Below are 21286 nucleotides of genomic sequence, written 5' to 3'. Positions count from 1 at the left end.
CGCTACCATGTTGAACTACACAAAGGCAACCTGAGACAAAAGGTAATAGCTGGACTTCGAAGTAAGCAGCAATTCACCGCGATATGCTTGGTTTACATCGATAGCGTTCCAGTTCACCGAACGGTACATCCGGCCATCAAGATCATGTATGAAATCAGATGTGGCCAACTGCATATTAGCAATGTCATTAGTCTTCAACTCCAAGCTATCGCCAGCTTTAGAATCGAGCCTAACCTTATCAGTGGCAGCAGGCAAAACGAGCATGTAATTACGCTCACAATCGAAAGCAGTCGTTTGGTTTTCCTGAGCGCTCAGGGTATCAATACGAATGCATTCGCTATAGGCCATGTATGACCCTATAGAATCAATAGTAGTCTTGGTAACTACATTGCTGGCGGGGTTGGTGTATTCAAAAACAACAAACTCGCTTTTGTCAGCGCGAACAGCGCCGGCGTTGCTCAGGGTAAGAACGAAAGTACTCGCATACCTGAGACTGGCCTCAGTAGGCCCGGAAATACGCCGATGATAAACATAAGACTTACCGAAGGCTGAAATTTCCATAAGCGCAGACATCGGAACATTGGAAACGATATTAGTCTGACCGCTTTTAGAATAGCGGGTAACACTGACAAGACCGGGAAGGCTCGAAAGAATGGCGGCCAGAACGTCACGATCTTGCAAATCGCTAGGGTAGCCGCTCTCTGGCTTTTGATGGGTCGTTTCTATGGTAAGAACCAAACAACTCGTATTTGTCTGAACCTCGACACGTTGGGGTGTTCCATCAGCGTTAAAACTTTTCAGAAACATAATTGCTTTTTTTAGGTTAGAAATAATTGCGAGAACAAAGATTGCACAGCGCATAACCCACACTTATTAACTTTTGTGAACAATTGTTATTAATTGTGAATTTTTGTTACTTTTGATAAACCTTTAGCGATTAATTTCGTCTACAGTAAAGCCGTTCAATTGACAAAACAGCGCGACCGTGATCCGCTGAATACCGGACGACTTTCGATCTTTTTTAATGTATGTGCATGCCGTGTTATAATGCACTTTTAATATTTGGGCATAATCCTTAGCCCGTAAAATCGTAGTGGGAGTGTACATTATCTGCAATTGAGGGGTTAGTTTTTAAATAGGAGAATCTGTTGGCCAAGAACAGTCTCGGGAGGCCGGTAATCGGGTAGTATGTGTTGTGGATACTTTCGCGAAAACCACAGATGCAGATAATGTACATGAACCATCTCAGATAAAAAGTAATTCAACCCCTCATACATCCTTTCCTTTTCCTCAGCATTCATCGATCCAAGACGCTTTACAATACGCTTTATTTGGGATTTCGTATGTATGTGCGAATCCTTTTTATCACTTAATTCTTGTTGAATAAATGCATTTTCAGCAAGATTGAACAGCCGCACAGGAGTACACCGCTGGAGACGTGAATTATCATTCTCAACTACACGGAAATGCCGCAGGTAGTAAGAACGAAAAACTCGCTGGAGATTGTCAGCATCCAGCAATGAGAGATCGGTCTTATTGATAACCTCGCCGGTCTGATGGTCGATAAAATCCTCCTTAAGCTTAATAGAAAATTCAAGCCGGTAAACATCCTGCGACGTGTCAAAATTGACAATATCCCAAGCCTGCTTTATATATGGCTTAAATTTGCGCTGCCGCATTTCCATGCTTTTATTATACATGACGATGTACACCGGCGACCTGCGGGAGCCGAAAGTAAGCTGGCGAATCTTACGACCACGCGAAACGACATCTTGATCATCACGGAAAGGGCTTCCTACCTGCTTATGAGACCTCATTTTAAACGATCGCGTAGCGATTTTTTCGAAAAAATCGTGTGGTGCCATATCAGGCCGCATAGCAAAGCGTTGAAAATCCAAAGCGAGATCAAGACGGCTCACGTACCGAAACGTAAGGTCCAACTCATTTAGAAGCGTCTCAACATAGTACTTCAACTCCTTAGAGTAAAGAAATCTGTTGGCGATCTTAACAATGACAGTACCAGGAGGGATAAATTTAGGACGTGGTTCCGCTTGAACCTCTGCAAACACCTCGTCAAGTTGTTCAATGTGACGAACACGGTAGAGTTTATTAAAACGCTGGGTACCATGTTCGGCTTGCTCAAGCGTAAGCAGAAATTTAGGAGTGTCGACAAAGTTACGGCGAGCCAGGGCCGTGAAGGAAAGCCAATCGCAATTTATCAAGTGGCTTTGGCCTGGTGGTAACTTTGTGTCCCTTATAGTTAAGGGACACTTTCTCCCATATTGAGGGAAATAGAGAGGTTGGGTAATCATGTTGTGAATGATTGATCTCAGTACGAACCGGCCAAGGAATCGCAATGAGAGGATAAAAAAATCAACGTAAACGACGAACGACCATAAAATTTTTCTTCCTAAAATAAAGATTGACATAACCGCGATGATTTCGCGCTGAACGACTTCGACGAAATAAACGAACCATCATCATCAGACTATGGTAGTGATCACGCTCTAAAAAAACATGCCTAAGACAGTGGCGGCGAAACGGTCGCAAAAAAAGTGGTCTACTCATATTTGGGTGTATTTAAAAGTGAATCTTTAACCTTAGTGATTGCACGCAAAACAGCAACGTTGCGCCGAATCAACATAGAACGCAAGCGGCCCGGCATATGCCCAGGCATCATGGATTGCATCCGGTCAACGCGTCGAGAAATCGATCCTTCATACTTTTGTAACTTTTCAAGGATTACACGCTCATCCGTTTTATTCCAAGAATTAACTCTTGCATCATTTTTTTTCATCATATAGAACATTAAGGATTTATATTATTCAACAAACGTAATTAACACGCTGTTTTCAACTAAAGCAAATGTAATGTCCTATAATTTATATTATGTTAAGTAAAAATTCTACGCAATCACTTTAAACCCTATCTTCATTATTCAATCCAACTTTGTAAATCAACTTCCACTCATGAAAAGAATCATCTTAGCGGCTGCCCTGCTCAGCTTCTCCCTCGGTGTACAGGCCGAAGGCTTTTTTCACCTGGTCAAAAAGAACGGCAGCGCCAACGGCTTCAACAAGATCGATCAGCTGACTGATGCCAAAGGCAATACCGAAATGACCTGTAACGAACCGGGAGCTATGCCAGCCGAGTTCGTCAAGGCGCCAAATTCCAACGATAATACGGACTACAATAAGATTATCCATTACGTGGACGATGCGATCACTGCGGGCAAGAGTTCAGGCAAAACGACTGTCGAAGGTCGTATGGTACAATGGAAAGGTTCGGACGCTTATAACTACGAGCTTACTGTTGCCGCACTAAAAAAATAAAGAGATTACGCCCTATTATAGAGAGCGACCGCCCTGCTTCCAGCGGCGGTCACTTTATTTTAAACGCTTGCCCAATCGATGCGGGCTGCGCCCGATTACCCGGCTGTCTTGCTGCTCTAAACACCCCAAATACCGCCTGTGTTCTACAGCAGCGCTCAAGACCTTTCCTGATCCTGATAAGATCGCACGGATGTTGCGCTATCATGATCTGCGCCATGCCGCCGGCCGGCACTTTCGCCTGGTGACAGAAGGCTCCCTCTCCGCCAGAACGATTACTGAATGTGGATTCTTTATCCTTCAGTTGGGTCCTCATACGGAAAAATGCTGTCTTGCCTCCGCCGTCTCACGGCGCAACCCGTGCTTACCTTTGCCTTTCCAAACAACCAAACACCTTAACTATGATCACTTTATGCTCTATTGCAGCGCTTAAGGCCTATACTGGTCCCGATGAGATCGTCCGGGTGATGGGCTACCATTGCCTTAACGACGGCGGCGGCGGTACTTTTGTCTGGCGACGGAGGACTTCCCTTCCTACCGGCGCAATTACTGATGAGGGCATCTTCTTTTCTTCTTCCGGTAAGACTTCAAATAACTCACTTAATCAAGGGCTTTGGGAACGTCTAGACCAGGACCAGGTGAGTGCAAAGTGGTATGGCGCCCGGGGCGATGGGATTGCTGATGATAACTCTGCGATACAATCGGCTCTGAACTGCGGCGCCTTGCGGATCTACCTGCCTTATACGCCGGATGGCTATTGTATCAGCGGCCTTACGCTGCCCGCCGGCGTTTCCCTCATTGGTACGGACAGCCGGCGGCTAAGGACCGGCCTAGCCCGGTACCCTGTGCTAAAAATCATTCCTGGCCAGGGCAATTATGGTATCCGTAGTTTGCCCGATGCCACCGGCGGCTCACTGGAACAGCTTGTGATCGCAGGCACAACCGGCCTTGCTTTCGGACTGGCCGCCACGGCTGCTGATTTTCGGACCGTGGACGTCTCGATCTATGGCTTCAGAGATGCGCCCGGCCTGCTGATCGACCGGGGCCGGCGATCGGTGCATACCCGCCTGCATATCTATGACTGCTGCTGCGGACTGCAGTTTACAGGCCGGCCGGAAATGGGCTCCGATACTGTTTTCAATAGCCTCCGGCATATGCTTCGTGCTCCGCCATCATCTCCCCCGTCTTCCCATGAAATTAAAAAGGGTCTTTGGCGATCCTCGGCATCGGCCACCGGTCTAAAGCGGACTAGCCGGCGTCGTTATAAGGATGATAAAGTTTTATTTGATCAAATATAGAATAGCAATATTTAGCTTTTAAAATACTGGTTTAAAAGTTATAGTGAAATATACTTGAACCTTTTTAATAATTATTGTTTCTACCCTCCTACCCTTTTTCATAGCTAACCAATTGATAATTAATGTTATGCGAAAATTGATCTATTTTAAACTCCAAACTAAAAGAAACTTTATAATTTTAATTTTGTGATTAATAATATATTATAGTTATTATTGAAACAAAAAAATAGATACTTTCTATAATTAAAGTCTGATACTGCTTCGCTTTTGTAGACCAGCGGTTAGGAATAAAAAGGACTGACTATACCGATATAGAAAACATTGGTCAAATTCGTCTTGATAACGGTTGCTGAGCGCGTCGAAGCACCATTTATAGCTGTCCTTTGCCTTCGGTGAGATAAGTTCGACATGCTTAAGGACCGGAGATAGTTTTGTTTCCCATATTTGGATAGCCACGCAAAAAAATTCCGGCACAATAGGCCGGAATTTTTTAATAGGAAAATTAACTTAATAGGACATTCATCGCTGAATCTCCAGTTTTCTGGCTACCCGTCCTTTATCGGTATTGATCTCGATGGTATACAATCCACCCGCAAATCCGCCGAGTGACAGCATATGTTTGTCCTTACTGTCGGCGGCGGCCTGATATACCAGTTGTCCCAGTACATTATACACCGCGATATGCTCCATTTTCAGGCTTCCTTTATTCAGGATCGTAGCGCTGGTTTTTGCAGGATTGGGATAAACGCTCAGCTCATCGTTACTTACTGTCAGCGGCTTGATGCCTACGATATTGGCCGAGGTAGAATCAACCAGGAAGCCACAGCTGCTACTAAGCTTGAGCACTACAATATAGCTGGCCGGATTAACATCGTAACTATGTGTGGGTGATTGCTGGTAGCTGGGTGGCGAGCCATCCCCGAAATCCCAGATATAACCGATTACATTTTGCGGATTCACCGCGGTAAATTTGAAGGTATTGATCCCGTTGTTGGAAATGTTTATCCCGTCTACGTGCGGCAGCTCGCCTGCCGTATTGACCTGGATCGTGTCCGATTTGATACAGCCCAGGTTATTGGTCACAAATACAGCGTAGGCGCCTGCTCCGCTTACCGTGAGCAACTGGGTGGTAGCACCGGTATTCCAGAAGTAGCTGATGCCATCGGGGCCGCCATTAAGCGTCAGTGAAGCGCCGTTGCAGATCGAAGTATCATTGCCCAGGTTCACGATGGGATTATCGCGTAGAATGACGTTAATGGTATCAAAACCCACACAGGTAAACTCGTTGGTCACCTTCACGTAATAGGTGCCGCTTTCTTTTACGCCTCTTACCTGGCTGATGCTGCCATTGTCCCATACGTATTGCGGGCTGTGCGGGAGCACGCCGGCGTCGAGCACCAATTGTGCTCCTGTATCCACGCATTCGTTAATGTCGTTGCCCAAGTCTACGGGCAAGGGCAGTACATTGACGGCGATCACGTTTGTCGTGTCTTTTTCCCCGCTGTTGGCGCAGGTAACAACGCAGCGGTATTGCAGGTTTTGTATTACCGGTTGTGAGGCCTGCGTCGATGCATTGCCGCCAAAATCGGTCCAGACGCCATTGAGCCCGTATTGCCATTGATAATTGATGCCAAGGCCTATGGTGCTGCCCGTTATGGTCATCATCGTCGTCTGGTTACATTCGACCACAGGCATGGCGGCCGCGAGGTTGCCTGCCGTAGGCGTACCGGCGCATTGCGGACTGATGGTAAGCTCTCCGAGCTCCAGGGGAAGGTCTTCCTGGTCTGCCGTCTGGAAAAAATAAGTTTGCCCCGGCACGGCATTTGCAGTGGGTTTGATCACCCATTCCATTTCGGTTTTTTCGCCGTCATTCAACGACATCGGCGTTAGGGAAGGCGTCGTGACAATGCGCCCCGGCACAAAGGTGCCTGCAGTCCCTGGTGGCATCTGGAGGGTCGTAGCCGCGCCATTGTTCACAAAAGTGCTCGTGGTATAGGCAAAGGCATTGGTGGGCGCTCCGTTGATGGTGGTCCAGGTAATGCCATCGATAGAATATTGGAGGTTTTCGGAAAGCACCGAACTGAATGCAGCACCATTGTCATTGTCAAACTCCAGGCGCAGCCGGACCGATGTGGTGGTGCTGAGGATGGTGACAGGCGTATTCTGCGGAGCCATCCAGGTAGCGGTGGTTTCATTACCGTCGTCATTGCGCCAGCGGTACTTGGTTTGCCGCAAAGAGGCATGCAGCTCGGCAACACTAACCAGAAGCAGACAGAAAAGTAGCAGTTTTTTCATGGGCTGTTTTTGTGTGGTGAAACAATCGTTTAGCAATGAAAAATACCAGGCCTATCCAGGCGAGGCAAATGATCCATGGTTTGAAATCCGAGTAGAAGGTAGTAAAATTATTTCCATTTAACAAAACCTTCGATACATACCCGCCTGAATATGCGGGTAACTGCTCTACCTGTCCCGAGGCGTCTACTTTACCCGATATGCCCATATTGCTGTTAACCGCCATATCTTTGCGTACCTCTACAGCACGTAAGCGTGCATTGTAAAAATGCTGATTGACCAGGTACGGGATCCCGCTGAACCATCCATCGTTGCTGATGTTCACCAGGAACGTGGCGCCATTGTGTATCAGGTCAATAGCGGCATCATCTACAGTAGCTTCGTTACATATTAAGACACCGGCTTTCCCCTTATTCGTTGGCAAAGGCAGAGCTTCTTCTCCCTCCCGGGCATAAAAGCCGTCGGTACTGAGAAAAGGCAGCGCATAGGTACCCAATGGCCGCTCTACCAGGGCAAGGAGAAAGCGCTTGTCGTAACGTCCTGCCACCTTTCCATCGGGCTGAAGGCAATAGGCCGAATTGAACACGACTTCATCTTTATAATCGGTATTGATGCCTATGATATGGGTAATACCCAAGGGCGAAGAGGTTTTGATCACTTCTTTGACAAAGGGATCATCCGGCGAATAGGTCCAGGGCACTGCCGATTCTGTCCATACGGCGATATCGGGTTTGAGCGCTGTCATACGGGCATTCAGCGCCAGCATCTGCCGCGCCATGAAGTCCCCGTTTGCCTGGTCCCATTTTACGTCGGGCGGCGTATTCTCACACAACAGGGCTACGGAAAAAGGCACTGTGCTGTTCCCCTTCTCTTTTTCGGTGAACCGGTAGTAGATACCGTAGCCGGCCAGCTGATAAGCCAGGATCAGCAATGCCGGTAGGGCCAATCGTTTCCATTGTTCTGTCCTGATAAAATGTGCGGCCAGGAAATTGACCAGCACCACAAAAAAGCTCATCAGCAATACACCGCCGAGCGCAGCAAATTGTATCGCGTAAAGATCGCGCGACAGCATGTTACCGGTATGAAAGCCGAACCAGGGCATGCCTTTGAAGGTAGACAGGATCCATTCGCCGCAGATCCAAACGGTCGCTGCCAGCAATGCCTGCGCCCAGCCCTGCCCCAGCCCCTTTTTCAAGGTAACCAGTAACAGTATCAGGATACCGAAATACAAGGCGGTAAACAAAAGCGCCACCAGGTAGGCGGCGATGCCAAACAGCATAGACCCACCCGTAAACTGCGCCACTACGCCAGGCATCCAGTAGCATAGCAAAGCCCCGGCCACCAGTCCGAAGAGTGCGCCGTCGGCAAAAGCCTGCCTGCCTTTACGCCCGTCGAGTGCATAGAAGAGCGGGATAAGACATATCCAGGCCAGGTAGAACTGAACAAAGATGATAGCAACAGCAAACAATACGGCGGAAAGAAGCATCCATAAACGGGGCTTATTGGCATAATGAGGCATAAGCAAATATATAAGGAATTTGCTTTAGTCCGAAGCCACTACACCACAAGCCGCTATACCTTATTGAAACTGATGATCCGGCAGGCTTAAGCTATGGTCTGTTCGGCTGCTACCGCCTGCGCCACCGCAGCCAGCCATTGCTGGTGAAGGCGGTCTTCAATAGCACAAATATCATCGGCAATAGGCTGCCACCCGGGATCAAAAGCTTCCAGCATACGTGTCATCTCTTCCAGGTGGCCGGCTTCCTCGAGAATAATGGATTTGACATTCACCCTGGAACCTGCCGTAGTTAAGGCTTGCTGATACATATCATATAGCTCATCGGCCCGCACTTCAATGGCATAAGTGACCAGGATGTAAGCGGCATCGTGAAGTGCACGGCCTTTTTTGCCCGTAGCCGCCAGGTAGCGGCAGGTTTCGAGGTCAAGCTGCCGCAGGTAATGATAGCTGTGCGCCGGCGCCAGCAGGAAAGGAAAGCTGTAGTCGGGACATAAGTCATCGCCCAGCTTTGTGATCTGTTTTTTCAGATAATAGGCATGCCTGGCCTCTTCCGCAGCATGCTTTAATACGGTGAGGCTTGTGTATACCGGATGTTCGTACCGCGCTATTTTACGTGCGCCTGTATTCTCCATCAGAGACAGGGAGTTGAGCCAGCGGGCATGCAGGTTATCGTCCGATACGATCTGCGCCAGCAGATCGGGAAAAGAAATTGGCATTGTAGATATGATCTTTATAAAACAGCGAACAGTCCGTCAATCGCTTCATAGACTTGTTCCAACTGTTCCGGAGTGATACAATAAGGTGGTAGTAAATAGAGCACATTTCCCAGGGGACGCAGGAGTATTTTCCGTTCCAGGAAAAAGTGGTACATAAAATCCCGGCGTTGGTCGAGGTAGCCGCCCGCAGCACCGGTATCCAGCTCCAGCGCCAATATGGTGCCACATTGCCGTATATCCCTGAGCGCGCCTCGGTCCTGCCATCGCTTTGCGACTGCGCGATGTGCCCCTGCGATGGCGTCGATCTGCTTGCGGCATGCCGGCGCCAGCAACAGATCGAGGCTGGCAAGGCCCGCGGCGCAGGCAATGGGGTTGGCGGTAAAGGAATGTCCGTGGTACAGCGTATGCCGGTGATCGTCGCTGAGGAATGCCTCATATATTTCCTGCGTACAGGCCGTGACACCCAGCGGTACCGTGCCGCCGGTAAGGCCTTTGGAGAGGCAAACGATATCGGGGGCAACACCGGGCGCCTGATCGCAGGCAAACCAGGTACCGGTACGGCCAAAGCCGGTCATGACCTCGTCGGCGATTGCCAGACAACCATATGTATGACAAAGGCGGATCATTTGCTCCAGGACAGCGGGAGCATACATCCGCATGCCCGCTGCACCCTGCACCAGGGGCTCGATAATAAGCGCCGCCGCATCTTCCTGCTGCAACAGGGTTTCCAGCGCTTGTAAGGTATCCTCTTCCCTGCCAGGATGGGGAAAGGGAATAAAGGAAACATCGAACAGCAGCGCATCGAATGGCCGGGTAAAAAGACTACGGCCGCTTACCGACATGGCGCCGAAGGTATCGCCGTGATAAGCGCCTTCCAGCGCGATCAGGCGACGTCTGCCGGCTTGCCGGTTATCGTGGTATTGCCAGGCCATTTTGAGGGCTACTTCCACTGCGGTAGAGCCATTGTCGGAATAAAAGATCCTGGCCATATTGCCGGGTAGCAGCGGCAGCAACCTTTCGGCCAATGCTACAGCAGGCTCGTGGGTAAAGCCGGCAAATATGCAATGCTCCAGCGTTAACAGTTGCTTGCTTAAATATTGCGCGATATAGGGATGACTATGTCCGTGCAGGTTGACCCACCAGGAAGCGATGGCGTCGATATAGCGGTTACTGGCTTCGTCGATAAGAAAGACGCCCTCCCCTTTTACAATCCCTATGGCTCCCGGCGCCAGCTGCATTTGCGTATAGGGATGCCAGATAACGGCGCTATCCCTTTGGCTGATATTGTTCATATAAAAACGATAAAGGTGAAACAGCTTTTAGCCATTGCGCCGCAAGGCTTATCTGTTCCGGTGTAAGTTCATTCAGCTGCTCTGTATAGATCACCGGGCTGCTACCCGCATAAGGGACTATAAATGCTTCCGAAGCCTCGTCCCTGGGACCGTTCACCACCAGGCAAAGCAAAGGGATACCCCGTTGCTTCATGAGCTCCAGGCACAGCAAGGTATGGTTGATGCTGCCCAGGTAGTGCCGGGTGACGAGGATCGCCGGCATCTGGTGGTATTGAATGAAATCAGCCACGGTATGCCTGGCGTCTACAGGCGACATGAGGCCGCCTGCGGTTTCCACCAGCAGCAGATTATCTGTAAGGGGAAATTGGAATTCCCGGCAATCGTATGTTTTGTTTTCACAAGCTGCCGCATGATGCGGCGATGCCGCGAGCTTAAGACGTATGGCCTCAGGGTGGCACCGGCTTACCGGGTTGCTCACCAATTGCTGTACGGTCATCAGGTCGGTTTGATCGGGTGCACCGGCCTGTACCGGCTTCCAATAATCGGCCTGCAGTGCCTCTGTCAATATCGCGGCCACGATCGTCTTGCCGATATCGGTGTGTATCCCCGCTATAGCGATGGGTTGGATTGCAGCCATTGTTCCAGTGTATGATGTAGCATTAATATATCGTTTTCCGTATTGAAAGCATGCAGGCAAATTCTTATCCGCGCCGTACCCGCAGGAACGGTAGGCGGCAATATCGCTGCTGCTTTTATGTTGTGATTGCTTAGATGGTGAGCAATGTTACGCGCCTGTCCGTTGTCGCCCAGCACAAGTCCCTGGATGGCTGTCTCGCTGTGTATCCAGCGGATGCCCGGGCCTTCTTTACACTGTTTCCTGAAAAAAGTGATACGATCGTGCAGCTGCTGTCGTACACCGTCATTCTGCTCCAGCCACTCATAGGCATGCCGTATCGTCATCACCGCCTGTACCGGCAGTGCCGTTGTATAAATAAAAGACCGCGCATGGTTGACCAGGTAGTCGCGGAGCAGTACGCTTCCCAGAACAACAGCGCCATGACAGCCCATGGCTTTGCCGAAAGTATGGACGCGGGCAAATACCTGCTCCTCCAGGCCTAAAGCGGCGACGAGTCCTGCGCCTTTGGGGCCGGTAACACCGGTGCTGTGCGCTTCATCTACGATCAGCGCCGCATCGTACCCTGCGGTCAGGGAGGCTAGTGCTTCGAGGGGTGCAGTATCGCCTTCCATGGAATAAACAGCCTCTGCGATAACGATCAGCGGACCCGTTCCGGAATACTTCTGCAGCTTTTGCTCCAGGTCATGCATATCATTGTGGCGGAACCGGAATGCCTGGCGGGCATGGCTTAGCCTGATGCCATCGATGATGCTGGCATGTACATATTCATCGTACAGGATCGTCGTATGGCGATGGGCCAAAGCCGTAATAAGGCCCAGGTTGGCATCATAGCCCGAGTTGAAGAGCAAAGCCGTCTGTGCCCCATGGTAAGCTGCCAGGTATTGCTCCAGCGCTCCGGCCTCATTACTGTTGCCAGAAAGCAATCGTGAGCCCGTAGCGCCGTAGGCGTAATGCCTGCCGTCCTTGTCCAGGACCCTGTTTGTCGCTATTCCCAGGTAATCGTTGGAAAAAAAATCGATCCCGCTACTCCTTACAGACAAGCTACGTAAGGCACCCGCTGCCTCGCGCTGCTGCAATTGCCGGTTCAGATAGGCTTCGAGCAGCTCAGGCATGGATCGCGTCCTTTTCTTTGGGTCTCATTTCCGGCTTGTCGGCAAAGGCCGCTTTAGGTTTTAGTCCCAGTATACCGAACATCTCAAGATCACTGTTGAACTCGGGATTAGGTGTGGTCAGCAGTTTATCGCCTGCAAAAATCGAATTGGCTCCGGCGAGAAAGCACATTCCCTGTTCGGCCAGCGACAGCTCCAGGCGACCAGCCGAAAGCCTGGCGGCAGCCGCAGGCATTACCAGCCTCACTGTGGCGATCATGCGCACAAGATCGTAAAAAGGTATTCTTTGCGATTCGCCCAGCGGTGTACCTTCAACCGGCACCAGGGCATTAATGGGAACCGATTCCGGGTGCTTGGGCAAAGTAGCCAGGGTATGCAGCATCGCAATACGGTCCTCGTCCGTCTCCCCCATCCCGATAATGCCACCACTGCACACCGTAATACCGGCTTTGCGTACATGAGATAACGTGTCGATACGGTCGCCGAACTGCCGTGTTTGTATAATATTATTATAGTAGTCTTCCGATGTATCGATATTATGATTGTAAGCGTACAAGCCTGCTTCGGCCAGGCGGGCGGCCTGGCTTTCGGTAAGCATACCCAGGGTGCAGCATACTTCCATATCCAGCTCGTTCACGGCCTTTACCATTTCCAGCACACGGTCAAAGTCGCGGTTGTCCCTCACCTCGCGCCAGGCGGCGCCCATGCAAAACCGGGAAGCGCCACCGTCTTTGGCTTCCTGCGCTTTTTCAACCACTTCTGCTATTTTCATCAACGCTTGGACCTTTACCCCGGTATGATAACGGGCGGCCTGGGGACAATAAGCACAATCTTCGGAGCAACCTCCTGTTTTGATCGACAGCAGGCTGCTCACCTGCACTTCGCCGAAAGTATGGTGCCGGCGGTGCATATCGGCCGCCTCAAGTACCAGCTGCAGTAGCGGCCGGTGGTAAATATCGCTGATCTCTTCCCTGGTCCAGTTGTTACGGATATCGTTCATTGTGTTGTTGTTAAAAAAACCGCTAAGGTAACCGATATTACTACTATGGATCAACTACATGTACTGGGAGAATTGCCAATTAGTGTTAAATTATCAGTAAAAACAGATCCTAAACGGCCCATGCTAATTGAAGACAATGCCGGAAATGTTATTGTCCTATTTTGTTTATCAAAATATAAGCACTTTTGTCCGCGGCGTATCCCTTAAACATTCCTGCTCCCAACCGCGATTTCTTGCCTTTTTCGTTAAAGAAAAGTAGAGCTAAGAAAGCAATCGTGTGAATATCGTAACTTGATCCTATGCTGAACCACCGACCAACGCCGCTATTACAATGGCTGCTCTTGCCATTGTTTATGATAGCGCCGTGTTTACTGTCTGCGCAAACAGGAAATACAGTAAATACGCCCGACAGTCTGAACCGGCTGCTACAGGCCAATCCTGGTCCTGCCGTACAAATGAAGTTATTGCACGGATTATCGGATTACTGGCGATCGCGGGATGCCCGCAAGGCCATAACCTACGCCCGCCAGCTCCGGAACCTGGCACAAGACCAACACAACAAGCTCTATATTGCTATCGCTTTCATGCTGGAAGGCAATGCACGGAACGGTCTTGACCAACTGGATAGCGCAGAGGAGCAATACGGGCAGGCACTTGCACTGCTGACACCCCTTAAAGACCGGGAGGCGTTGCGTTACCAGGCAAGGGTATGGAACAACAAAGGCATTATCCTGCAGAAGAAGGACAGCAATGAGCAATACCTGCGCGTGCTCCTGTACACAGTGATCCCCCTGGCGCAAAAGATAGCGGACAGCCCAATGCTGGCGCATACCTATGCCAATGTGACCTCGCTAATGGTCAATTCGGGGCAGCATGACCAGGCGCTGCCTTATTTCGATGCTATCGTCAGTACTTACCGGAAATTTCTCACGCCGGAAATGGAGGCTTCAGCTTACCTCACCTTTATTCGTGGTACGCTATTCAGCACAGTGCCCGATATGCCTTCGGCGCGAAAGTATTTGTCGCAGGCGCGTGCTTTACTGGCCCGGGATACCACCTCGCGGGTATGGGTCGTTTACTATGGCATGGCGGGAAGTATCGCTTTCAACGACCTGAATTTTACCAAGGCCCTGCAATGCTTTGATTCCGGTCTGGTGCTGAATGCCCGTTGGAAAGTTGGATACGATGCGCTTACCCTTGTCTGGGGAAAGGCGGAGACCTATTATAAACTGAACCGGCTGAAAGAAGCGAAGGAAGCCATGTATGAGCTGGATAAATTTGTCAGTATTTATAATAGAAAAGCGGACCGCCTCGCCCTGTTACGAAAGCTTTCCATCCTTGAAGAAGCCACGGGCAACTATCCTGCAGCTTACAGGAAGCTGAAGGAATATGTGCTTCATATGGATACGGCCAATGTGTTAAAAGCAAATGTGGCGCTTCTCGATCTTGAGGAAAAATACCAGAATGTGCAAAAGGAGCATGAAATAGAACGGCTGCAAAGCACCGCCTTATTTAATCGTTACCTCACATTACTGTTCATTACCCTCACCCTGTTGCTCATATTACTGCTGTTCCAGTTTCGCTACCGCTACCGGGCACGTAAAAAGGCCGCGGAACAGGAAGCCTTGTTTCTACAGCAAAAAATAGCACAGCAGGAGCAGCGGCAGCAGTACGAAGTAGCCAAGGCCTTGCTGGAAGGAGAAGAACGTGAACGTCGCCGCCTCGCCGGCGATCTGCACGACGGACTGGGTGGCATGCTGGCAACTGCCCGCATGAACCTGACCGGTCTCGCTTTTCAGCAAGGCGAAACGTCGCCGGAGCTGGATAAAGTGATCGGTCAGCTGGACCAATCTGTAAGCGAGCTGCGGCGCATTGCCCGAAACATGATGCCCGAAGCGTTGCTCCGGTCGGGCCTGGAAGTGGCATTGACCGAGCTCTGTATGTCGCTCCCTTCCGATAGGATCCATGCAGACTACCAGATGATCGGCATTCCGGAAAAGTCGCCCGGACAACAGGAACTGATCCTCTATCGTATTGTGCAGGAACTGCTCGCCAATGTGCTCCGGCATGCCGAAGCCACCGAAGTATTTGTGCAGTGCAGCCAGCACAGCGATATCTTTCATGTTACCGTCGAAGACAATGGTAAAGGATGGGATAGCGCGCATCCCACACAACGCAGTGGGATCGGTCTTGATAATGTCCGCAACCGCGTGGAATTCCTGAGGGGAAAAATGGACATCAGGTCTACGCCCGGTAAGGGTACAGCTGTAGATGTCGAACTGAATTTGTCCTGAAAGCGGCGCCCTGCCCTGCCGGCGGAAATTCCCTCAAATTTCGGTACCTTTGCAGCCTTTAACTGAAGGGATGAAAAGTAGAACTATAAAGCAGAATAAAGTTAATATCATTACCCTGGGCTGCTCTAAAAACCTGGTGGACAGCGAGGTGCTGAGCGGGCAGCTGCGGGCCAACGAGATCGCAGTAGCGCACGAGAACGAGAAATTCGATCACAATATAGTGGTGGTCAATACCTGTGGCTTTATCGACAAAGCCAAGGAGGAGTCCATCAATACCATACTGGAGCAGGTGGCCTATAAAGAGGCCGGCCGGCTCGATAAGGTATATGTCACCGGTTGCCTGAGCGAACGCTACCGTGGCGATCTGGCCAAAGAAATACCGGAAGTGGACGCCTGGTTTGGCACATTGGAGTTGCCTTTCATTCTGAAAGAGCTGAATGCCGACTTCAAAAAAGAGCTGTTGGGCGAAAGAATGCTAAGCACGCCGAAGCATTATGCTTACCTGAAAATATCGGAAGGCTGCAACCGTACCTGCTCTTTCTGCGCTATTCCGCTGATGCGTGGCGGACATGTATCCAAGACCATAGAAGAGATCGTGACTGAAGCAAAACACCTGGTGCGGAACGGAGTGAAGGAGGTGATGCTGATCGCACAGGAGCTCACGTATTACGGACTGGATATTTATAAGAAAAGAATGCTGCCCGACTTGCTAAAGCATTTGTCGGATGTACCGGGTCTGGAATGGATCCGCCTGCATTATGCCTATCCGTCCAAATTTCCTATGGAGATATTGGATGTGATGAAGGAGCGCGACAACATTTGCAATTACCTGGATATGCCGCTGCAGCATTGCAGCGATGCAATGCTGAAAGCTATGAAGCGCCAGATCAGCAAGCAGGAGATGTACGATCTTATAGCAGCGATACGGGACAAAGTGCCTGGCATGGCTTTGCGCACCACTATGATCACAGGCTTCCCCGGCGAGACCCGCGACGATGTGGAAGAGCTGAAAGCTTTTCTTGAAGAGATCCGCTTCGAACGGGTGGGCATCTTCACTTATTCTCACGAAGAGAACACATCGGCTTACGATCTCGAGGATACCCTTTCGTCCGAAGAGAAAGAAGCAAGGGCGCAGGAGATCATGGAAGTGCAGCAAGAGATTTCCTACGAGAAGAACCAGGATCTGATCGGCCGTGAGTTTAAAGTGATCATTGATAAGATAGAGGCTGGCCGCTACATTGGCCGTACAGAGTACGACAGCGTAGAAGTAGACAACGAAGTGATCATTCACTCGGAGCAGGAGCTTCCCGTCGGCGATTTTGTGCAGGCCCGTATTACCAAAGCTTTTGACTACGATCTTGAAGCCGAAGTAATCTAATGAGAGGATTCAAAATAGTCGTTGGCTCGTGTCTCTTGTTTCTCCTGGGAACAGCGATCTACTTTCTGATCACTGACGGCTATACCGAGGCCAATATAAGTACAGCAAAAGGGATGAAAGAGGGACAGCGGCTAAATGGCGTAGCGATATTATATCTTTTCCTGGTCTTAGGCGGCATGTATCTTTATGCTATTTATACCGACAAGTACAAGGATAAGAAAACGAAATACAAAAAATAACCATTACGTATCAGATGATTCAACCAGGAAATTCAGAACTTTTGTTCTGGATTTTTTGGCTTTAAAATTTGAATTCTCGATTTTAGATTTTTGATTTTTGAATTTGAAATTTGTTTTTGACTATTGAATGTTGACTTATGGTTTATAAAGTAATCGGGTTGATGTCAGGAAGCTCGTTGGATGGGCTGGATATTGCCTATACGGAGCTGACAGAGATCAGCGGTAAGTGGCAATACGAGATCATGGCGGCCGAATGCCTGCCCTATCCCGCTGTGCTGGCCGCCGAGCTGAAGCGCGCGCATAGCCTTACCGTACCCGAATTCCTGCGGCTGCATACCAGCTATGGTCACTACCTGGGCGAGCAGGTCAACCACTTTATCAAGCGGCACAGCCTGCAACATAAAGTGCACTTTATTGCTTCGCACGGCCATACAGTATGGCATGAGCCTGCCGCCAGAACAACGGCGCAGATCGGCGATGGCGCTGCCATTGCCGGCTGGACCCTGCTCCCCGTGATCAGCGACCTGCGCCATATGGATGTCGCGCTGGGCGGACAAGGTGCGCCTATCGTACCTATAGCCGACAAGATGCTCTTTTCGGAGTACGACTTTTGCCTTAACCTCGGCGGCATTGCCAACGTTACGGTCAATGGCCCTGAGCCGCTGGCCTTCGATATATGTCCGGCCAACCAGCTGCTGAACCATTTTGCGCTCCGGCTGGAAAAGGAATTTGACGACAAAGGCGCTATGGCCCGGCTGGGCAGCAACAATGAAACCGTGCTGGAGAAGATCAACCAGGTAGCCTTTTACGACATGCGTACGCCGAAATCGCTGCACAATGGTTTTGTAACGGAAGAAGTGCTGCCGCATTTCGAGGTGCTGGACAACATGAACGATGCCTTGTATACTTCGACCCGCCATATCGCCACACAGATCGGCCGTGCCTTACTACCCTACCTCAATCCTTTGCAGGAGCAAACCATGCTCGTGACCGGTGGCGGCGCCTTCAACGATTTCCTGGTAGAGCTGATACAGGAAGAGCTGAACCGTAACGGGAATGTACGGGTAGTGATCCCCGGAGAAGCTACTATCATACACAAGGAAGCGGTGGCCATGGCCCTTATCGGTACCTTGCGCTGGCGCGAGGAGCACAATGTGTTGCATTCCGTTACCGGTGCAGCGCGCAGCAGCGTAGGCGGCGCACTATGGCTGCCTCCCGTTGATTGATAATTTAGGAACAGACACCGGGTTTCAGATATTTGCGTAATAATGTTTAGCTCATATGGTGCCTAAATCCTTATATCCTTATCCGTTGGTTCCGCGCCCTTCAATCTCCTAGCTAAATCTTTAAAGTCTAACGTCTATCCAGTGGAATATAATTTTCAGCAAATTGAGCAAAGCGCCAAAGCCTTCTGGGCGGCGCAGCAAGCTTACAAAGTAAAAAATGACAGTACCCGGCCCAAATATTATGTGCTGGATATGTTTCCCTACCCGAGCGGCGCCGGTCTCCATGTCGGTCATCCGCTGGGTTATATCGCCTCAGATATCTTTGCGCGCTACAAAGTAATGAAAGGCTTTAATGTGCTGCACCCGATGGGTTTCGATGCCTTTGGCCTGCCTGCAGAGCAATATGCGCTCGAGACCGGTCAGCACCCGGCAGTAACGACCGAGAAGAACATTAAACGTTATAAAGAGCAGCTGGACAATATCGGCTTCAACTACGACTGGAACCGCGAGGTGCGCACCAGCGATCCGCAATACTATCGCTGGACCCAATGGATCTTCCTGCAATTGTTCCAAAGCTGGTTCAATCGCGAGAGCCGTAAGGCTGAGCCACTGAGCACACTGACTGCCCGGCTGGAACAGGAAGGCAATAAAGGCTGCCCTGCGCCCGGCGATGAAACGCTGCGGTTTACGGCAGAGGAATGGAAAGCGATGAGCGAACCGGAGCAAAGGAGCGTGTTGATGCAGTATCGCCTGGCCTATCTCGATCATGCGGAAGTATGGTGGTGCGAGGCACTGGGCACCGTACTCGCCAATGACGAAGTAGTCAATGGTGTGAGTGAGCGTGGTGGTCATCCCGTAGAGCGCAAAAAAATGCGGCAATGGTTTTTGCGGATCACAGAGTACGCCGACCGGCTTATCGACAGCCTCGACAACCTGGAATGGAGTGAGGCCATGAAAGAGATGCAGCGCAACTGGATCGGCCGTAGCGAAGGCGCATCGGTACACTTTGCTGTAGAGAACCATAAAGGCAGCATCGAGGTGTTCACCACCCGGCCCGATACCATCTTCGGCGTGGACTTTATGGTGTTGGCCCCGGAGCATGCGCTCGTAGACCTGATCACTACTGATGTGCAAAAAGAAGCGGTGGTCCAATATGTGGGCTATGTGAAAAGCCGTAGCGAAAGAGAGCGTATGGCGGAGAAAAAGATTAGCGGTTGCTTTACCGGCGCTTATGCACTGCACCCTTTTAGCGGCAAACAGATACCGGTGTGGATATCGGAATATGTATTGGCCGGCTATGGCACCGGCGCCATTATGGCCGTGCCTTCAGGCGATGATCGCGACCATGCTTTTGCCCGTCACTTCGGCATCGAGATCACCAATATCTTCGGTGCGCAGTATACAGGCGAGAGCGCTGTGAGCGATAAGAATGTAACCATCGAGCAAAGCGGCTTTGTAAGCGGCAAGAGCGTGAAAGAAGCCGCAAGCCTGGTGCTGGAGGCGCTTGAAACCAAAGGGATCGGCGCCCGGAAGATCAACTATCGCTTGCGGGATGCGGGCTTTAGCCGCCAGCGCTATTGGGGTGAGCCCTTCCCTATCGTGTACAAGAACAATATTCCCTATGCGGTGAACGAGGCCGGCGCCAACCTGCCGGAAGCGTTGCAGCAACTGCCTGTCACGTTGCCGTACATCGAAAACTACAAGCCCGGACCCGAGGGGGAAGGCCCGCTGGCCAATATTGCCGAATGGGTAATGGTGCAAAACAACGATGGCGACTTGCTGAAGCGCGAAACCAATACCATGCCCGGCTATGCCGGCAGCAGCTGGTATTTCCTGCGGTATATGGACCCTGGCAATGCCGATGCCTTTGCCGATCCCAAAGCAACCGATTACTGGAAACAAGTAGACTTGTATATAGGCGGTACGGAGCATGCTGTAGGCCATTTGCTTTATAGCCGTATGTGGACCAAGGCCCTGCACGACCTGGGTTACCTCTCATTTGATGAGCCTTTCAAGAGGCTGGTAAATCAAGGAATGATTGGCGGCAGCTCGAGACTGGTCTATCGAATTAGTGGTACCAATCAATTTGTGTCAGCCGGTCTAAAAGATGCATACCAGACGGACGAGATACATGTCGACGTCAATATTGTAGATGGTGTTGAGCTGGATGTCGCACAGTTTAAGCAATGGAGGGAGGAATATTATAATGCCGAATTCATTCTTGAAGAAGGTAAATACATTTGCGGCGCCCAGTTGGAGAAAATGAGCAAGCGCTATCACAACGTGGTAAACCCCGATGATATTGTAAGACAATACGGCGCCGATACCTTCCGCATGTATGAAATGTTCCTTGGCCCTATCGAAATGAGCAAGCCCTGGGATACCAAAGGCATCGAAGGCGTACACCGTTTCCTGAAGAAGTTCTGGCGCTTGTTCTACGATGAGCAGCAGGGCTGGATTGTGACTGATGAAGCGCCTGCCGACGCAGAGCTGAAGGCATTGCACAAAACGATCAAAAAGATCGAAAGCGATACAGAACGCTTCTCCTTCAACACGGCCGTAAGCCAGTTCATGATCTGCCTGAATGAACTTACTGACCTGAATTGCCACAAACGGGCGATACTCGATCCGCTGGTGCGCTTACTCACGCCCTATGCACCGCATGTAGCAGAAACCTTGTGGAAACAGCTGGGACATGATGGCTCTGTGATCCATGCAGCCTATCCCGAATGGGAAGAAAAGTATACAGTGGACAACAGCAAGGTATACCCGGTAGCCGTTAACGGAAAGCCCCGCGTAGAACTGGAATTTGCGCTCGATGCGGAACAAGCCTTTATCGAAAAGGAAGTGCTGTCCAATGAAGTGATCCAAAAATGGCTCGAAGGCAAAGAGCCTAAAAAATTCATCTATGTCAAAGGACGGATGATCAATGTAGTGGTATAAATATTACAATATCG

At 50.3% G+C, this 21286-nt stretch carries 17 protein-coding genes; 7 read left to right on the top strand and 10 right to left on the bottom strand.

Annotated elements, in window-relative coordinates:
- Positions 1 to 15: 15 nt before the first annotated feature.
- From DZK30_RS22840 to DZK30_RS22830, 3 genes are all read right to left on the bottom strand, one after another.
- On the bottom strand, positions 16 to 861 hold the full coding sequence (locus DZK30_RS22840) for a hypothetical protein (protein WP_118976509.1): 846 nt from the start codon (positions 859 to 861) through the stop codon (positions 16 to 18).
- 263 nt (positions 862 to 1124) lie between these two features.
- Entirely contained in the window at positions 1125 to 2312 is a 1188-nt protein-coding gene (locus DZK30_RS22835; protein ID WP_162903356.1) for a hypothetical protein, read from the bottom strand.
- A 248-nt stretch (positions 2313 to 2560) separates the two neighbouring features.
- Complete coding sequence (locus tag DZK30_RS22830; protein WP_162903355.1) at positions 2561 to 2800, bottom strand: hypothetical protein; 240 nt, start codon at positions 2798 to 2800, stop codon at positions 2561 to 2563.
- A gap of 169 nt (positions 2801 to 2969) precedes the next feature.
- Between DZK30_RS22830 and DZK30_RS22825 the strand changes: the two genes are divergently transcribed.
- Together DZK30_RS22825 and DZK30_RS22815 are read left to right on the top strand one after the other, a co-directional pair.
- Positions 2970 to 3332: a hypothetical protein gene (locus tag DZK30_RS22825; protein ID WP_118976506.1), complete on the top strand. Its 363-nt coding sequence runs from the start codon at positions 2970 to 2972 to the stop codon at positions 3330 to 3332.
- A 398-nt stretch (positions 3333 to 3730) separates the two neighbouring features.
- Positions 3731 to 4627, top strand: coding sequence for a hypothetical protein (locus DZK30_RS22815; RefSeq protein WP_118976504.1), 897 nt, complete (start codon positions 3731 to 3733; stop codon positions 4625 to 4627).
- A gap of 519 nt (positions 4628 to 5146) precedes the next feature.
- On the opposite strand, the gene DZK30_RS22810 is transcribed toward DZK30_RS22815, so the two are convergent.
- The 7 genes from DZK30_RS22810 to bioB form a co-directional block, all read right to left on the bottom strand.
- Positions 5147 to 6922 (bottom strand): T9SS type A sorting domain-containing protein, encoded by a 1776-nt coding sequence (locus DZK30_RS22810; RefSeq protein WP_118976503.1) that lies wholly within the window; start codon positions 6920 to 6922, stop codon positions 5147 to 5149.
- A complete protein-coding gene (gene lnt / locus DZK30_RS22805) occupies positions 6885 to 8438 on the bottom strand; it encodes an apolipoprotein N-acyltransferase (RefSeq protein ID WP_118976502.1) in 1554 nt (517 codons plus the stop codon). Before lnt ends, DZK30_RS22810 begins: the two co-directional genes overlap by 38 nt.
- Before the next feature lie 86 nt (positions 8439 to 8524).
- A complete protein-coding gene (locus tag DZK30_RS22800) occupies positions 8525 to 9154 on the bottom strand; it encodes a hypothetical protein (RefSeq protein WP_118976501.1) in 630 nt (209 codons plus the stop codon).
- Positions 9155 to 9168: 14 nt separating this feature from the next.
- The gene (locus DZK30_RS22795; RefSeq protein WP_118976500.1) at positions 9169 to 10446 is read right to left on the bottom strand and encodes an adenosylmethionine--8-amino-7-oxononanoate transaminase; all 1278 of its coding nucleotides are present in this window, start codon (positions 10444 to 10446) and stop codon (positions 9169 to 9171) included.
- Positions 10421 to 11083, bottom strand: a complete 663-nt coding sequence (bioD, locus tag DZK30_RS22790) for a dethiobiotin synthase (protein WP_205529540.1) — start codon at positions 11081 to 11083, stop codon at positions 10421 to 10423. Before bioD ends, DZK30_RS22795 begins: the two co-directional genes overlap by 26 nt.
- A complete protein-coding gene (locus tag DZK30_RS22785; RefSeq protein ID WP_118976499.1) occupies positions 11056 to 12195 on the bottom strand; it encodes an aminotransferase class I/II-fold pyridoxal phosphate-dependent enzyme in 1140 nt (379 codons plus the stop codon). Before DZK30_RS22785 ends, bioD begins: the two co-directional genes overlap by 28 nt.
- Entirely contained in the window at positions 12188 to 13192 is a 1005-nt protein-coding gene (gene bioB, locus DZK30_RS22780) for a biotin synthase BioB (RefSeq protein ID WP_118976498.1), read from the bottom strand. Before bioB ends, DZK30_RS22785 begins: the two co-directional genes overlap by 8 nt.
- 299 nt (positions 13193 to 13491) lie before the next feature.
- On the opposite strand from bioB, the gene DZK30_RS22775 reads away from it, so the two are divergent.
- From DZK30_RS22775 to leuS, 5 genes are all read left to right on the top strand, one after another.
- Positions 13492 to 15486 carry a sensor histidine kinase gene (locus DZK30_RS22775; RefSeq protein ID WP_118976497.1) on the top strand — a complete coding sequence of 665 codons (1995 nt, stop codon included), beginning with the start codon at positions 13492 to 13494 and terminating at the stop codon, positions 15484 to 15486.
- A 70-nt stretch (positions 15487 to 15556) separates the two neighbouring features.
- Entirely contained in the window at positions 15557 to 16864 is a 1308-nt protein-coding gene (rimO, locus tag DZK30_RS22770; protein WP_118976496.1) for a 30S ribosomal protein S12 methylthiotransferase RimO, read from the top strand.
- Positions 16864 to 17103 (top strand): hypothetical protein, encoded by a 240-nt coding sequence (locus DZK30_RS22765; protein WP_118976495.1) that lies wholly within the window; start codon positions 16864 to 16866, stop codon positions 17101 to 17103. Before rimO ends, DZK30_RS22765 begins: the two co-directional genes overlap by 1 nt.
- Before the next feature lie 137 nt (positions 17104 to 17240).
- Complete coding sequence (locus DZK30_RS22760; RefSeq protein ID WP_118976494.1) at positions 17241 to 18329, top strand: anhydro-N-acetylmuramic acid kinase; 1089 nt, start codon at positions 17241 to 17243, stop codon at positions 18327 to 18329.
- Between the two features lie 141 nt (positions 18330 to 18470).
- Complete coding sequence (gene leuS, locus DZK30_RS22755; protein WP_118976493.1) at positions 18471 to 21272, top strand: leucine--tRNA ligase; 2802 nt, start codon at positions 18471 to 18473, stop codon at positions 21270 to 21272.
- The last annotated feature ends 14 nt before the right edge of the window (positions 21273 to 21286 follow it).

The sequence above is a fragment of the Taibaiella koreensis genome (genome assembly GCF_003545715.1).
GTDB classification, from domain to species: domain Bacteria; phylum Bacteroidota; class Bacteroidia; order Chitinophagales; family Chitinophagaceae; genus Taibaiella; species Taibaiella koreensis.
This window is presented reverse-complemented; position numbering and strand designations above follow the sequence as displayed.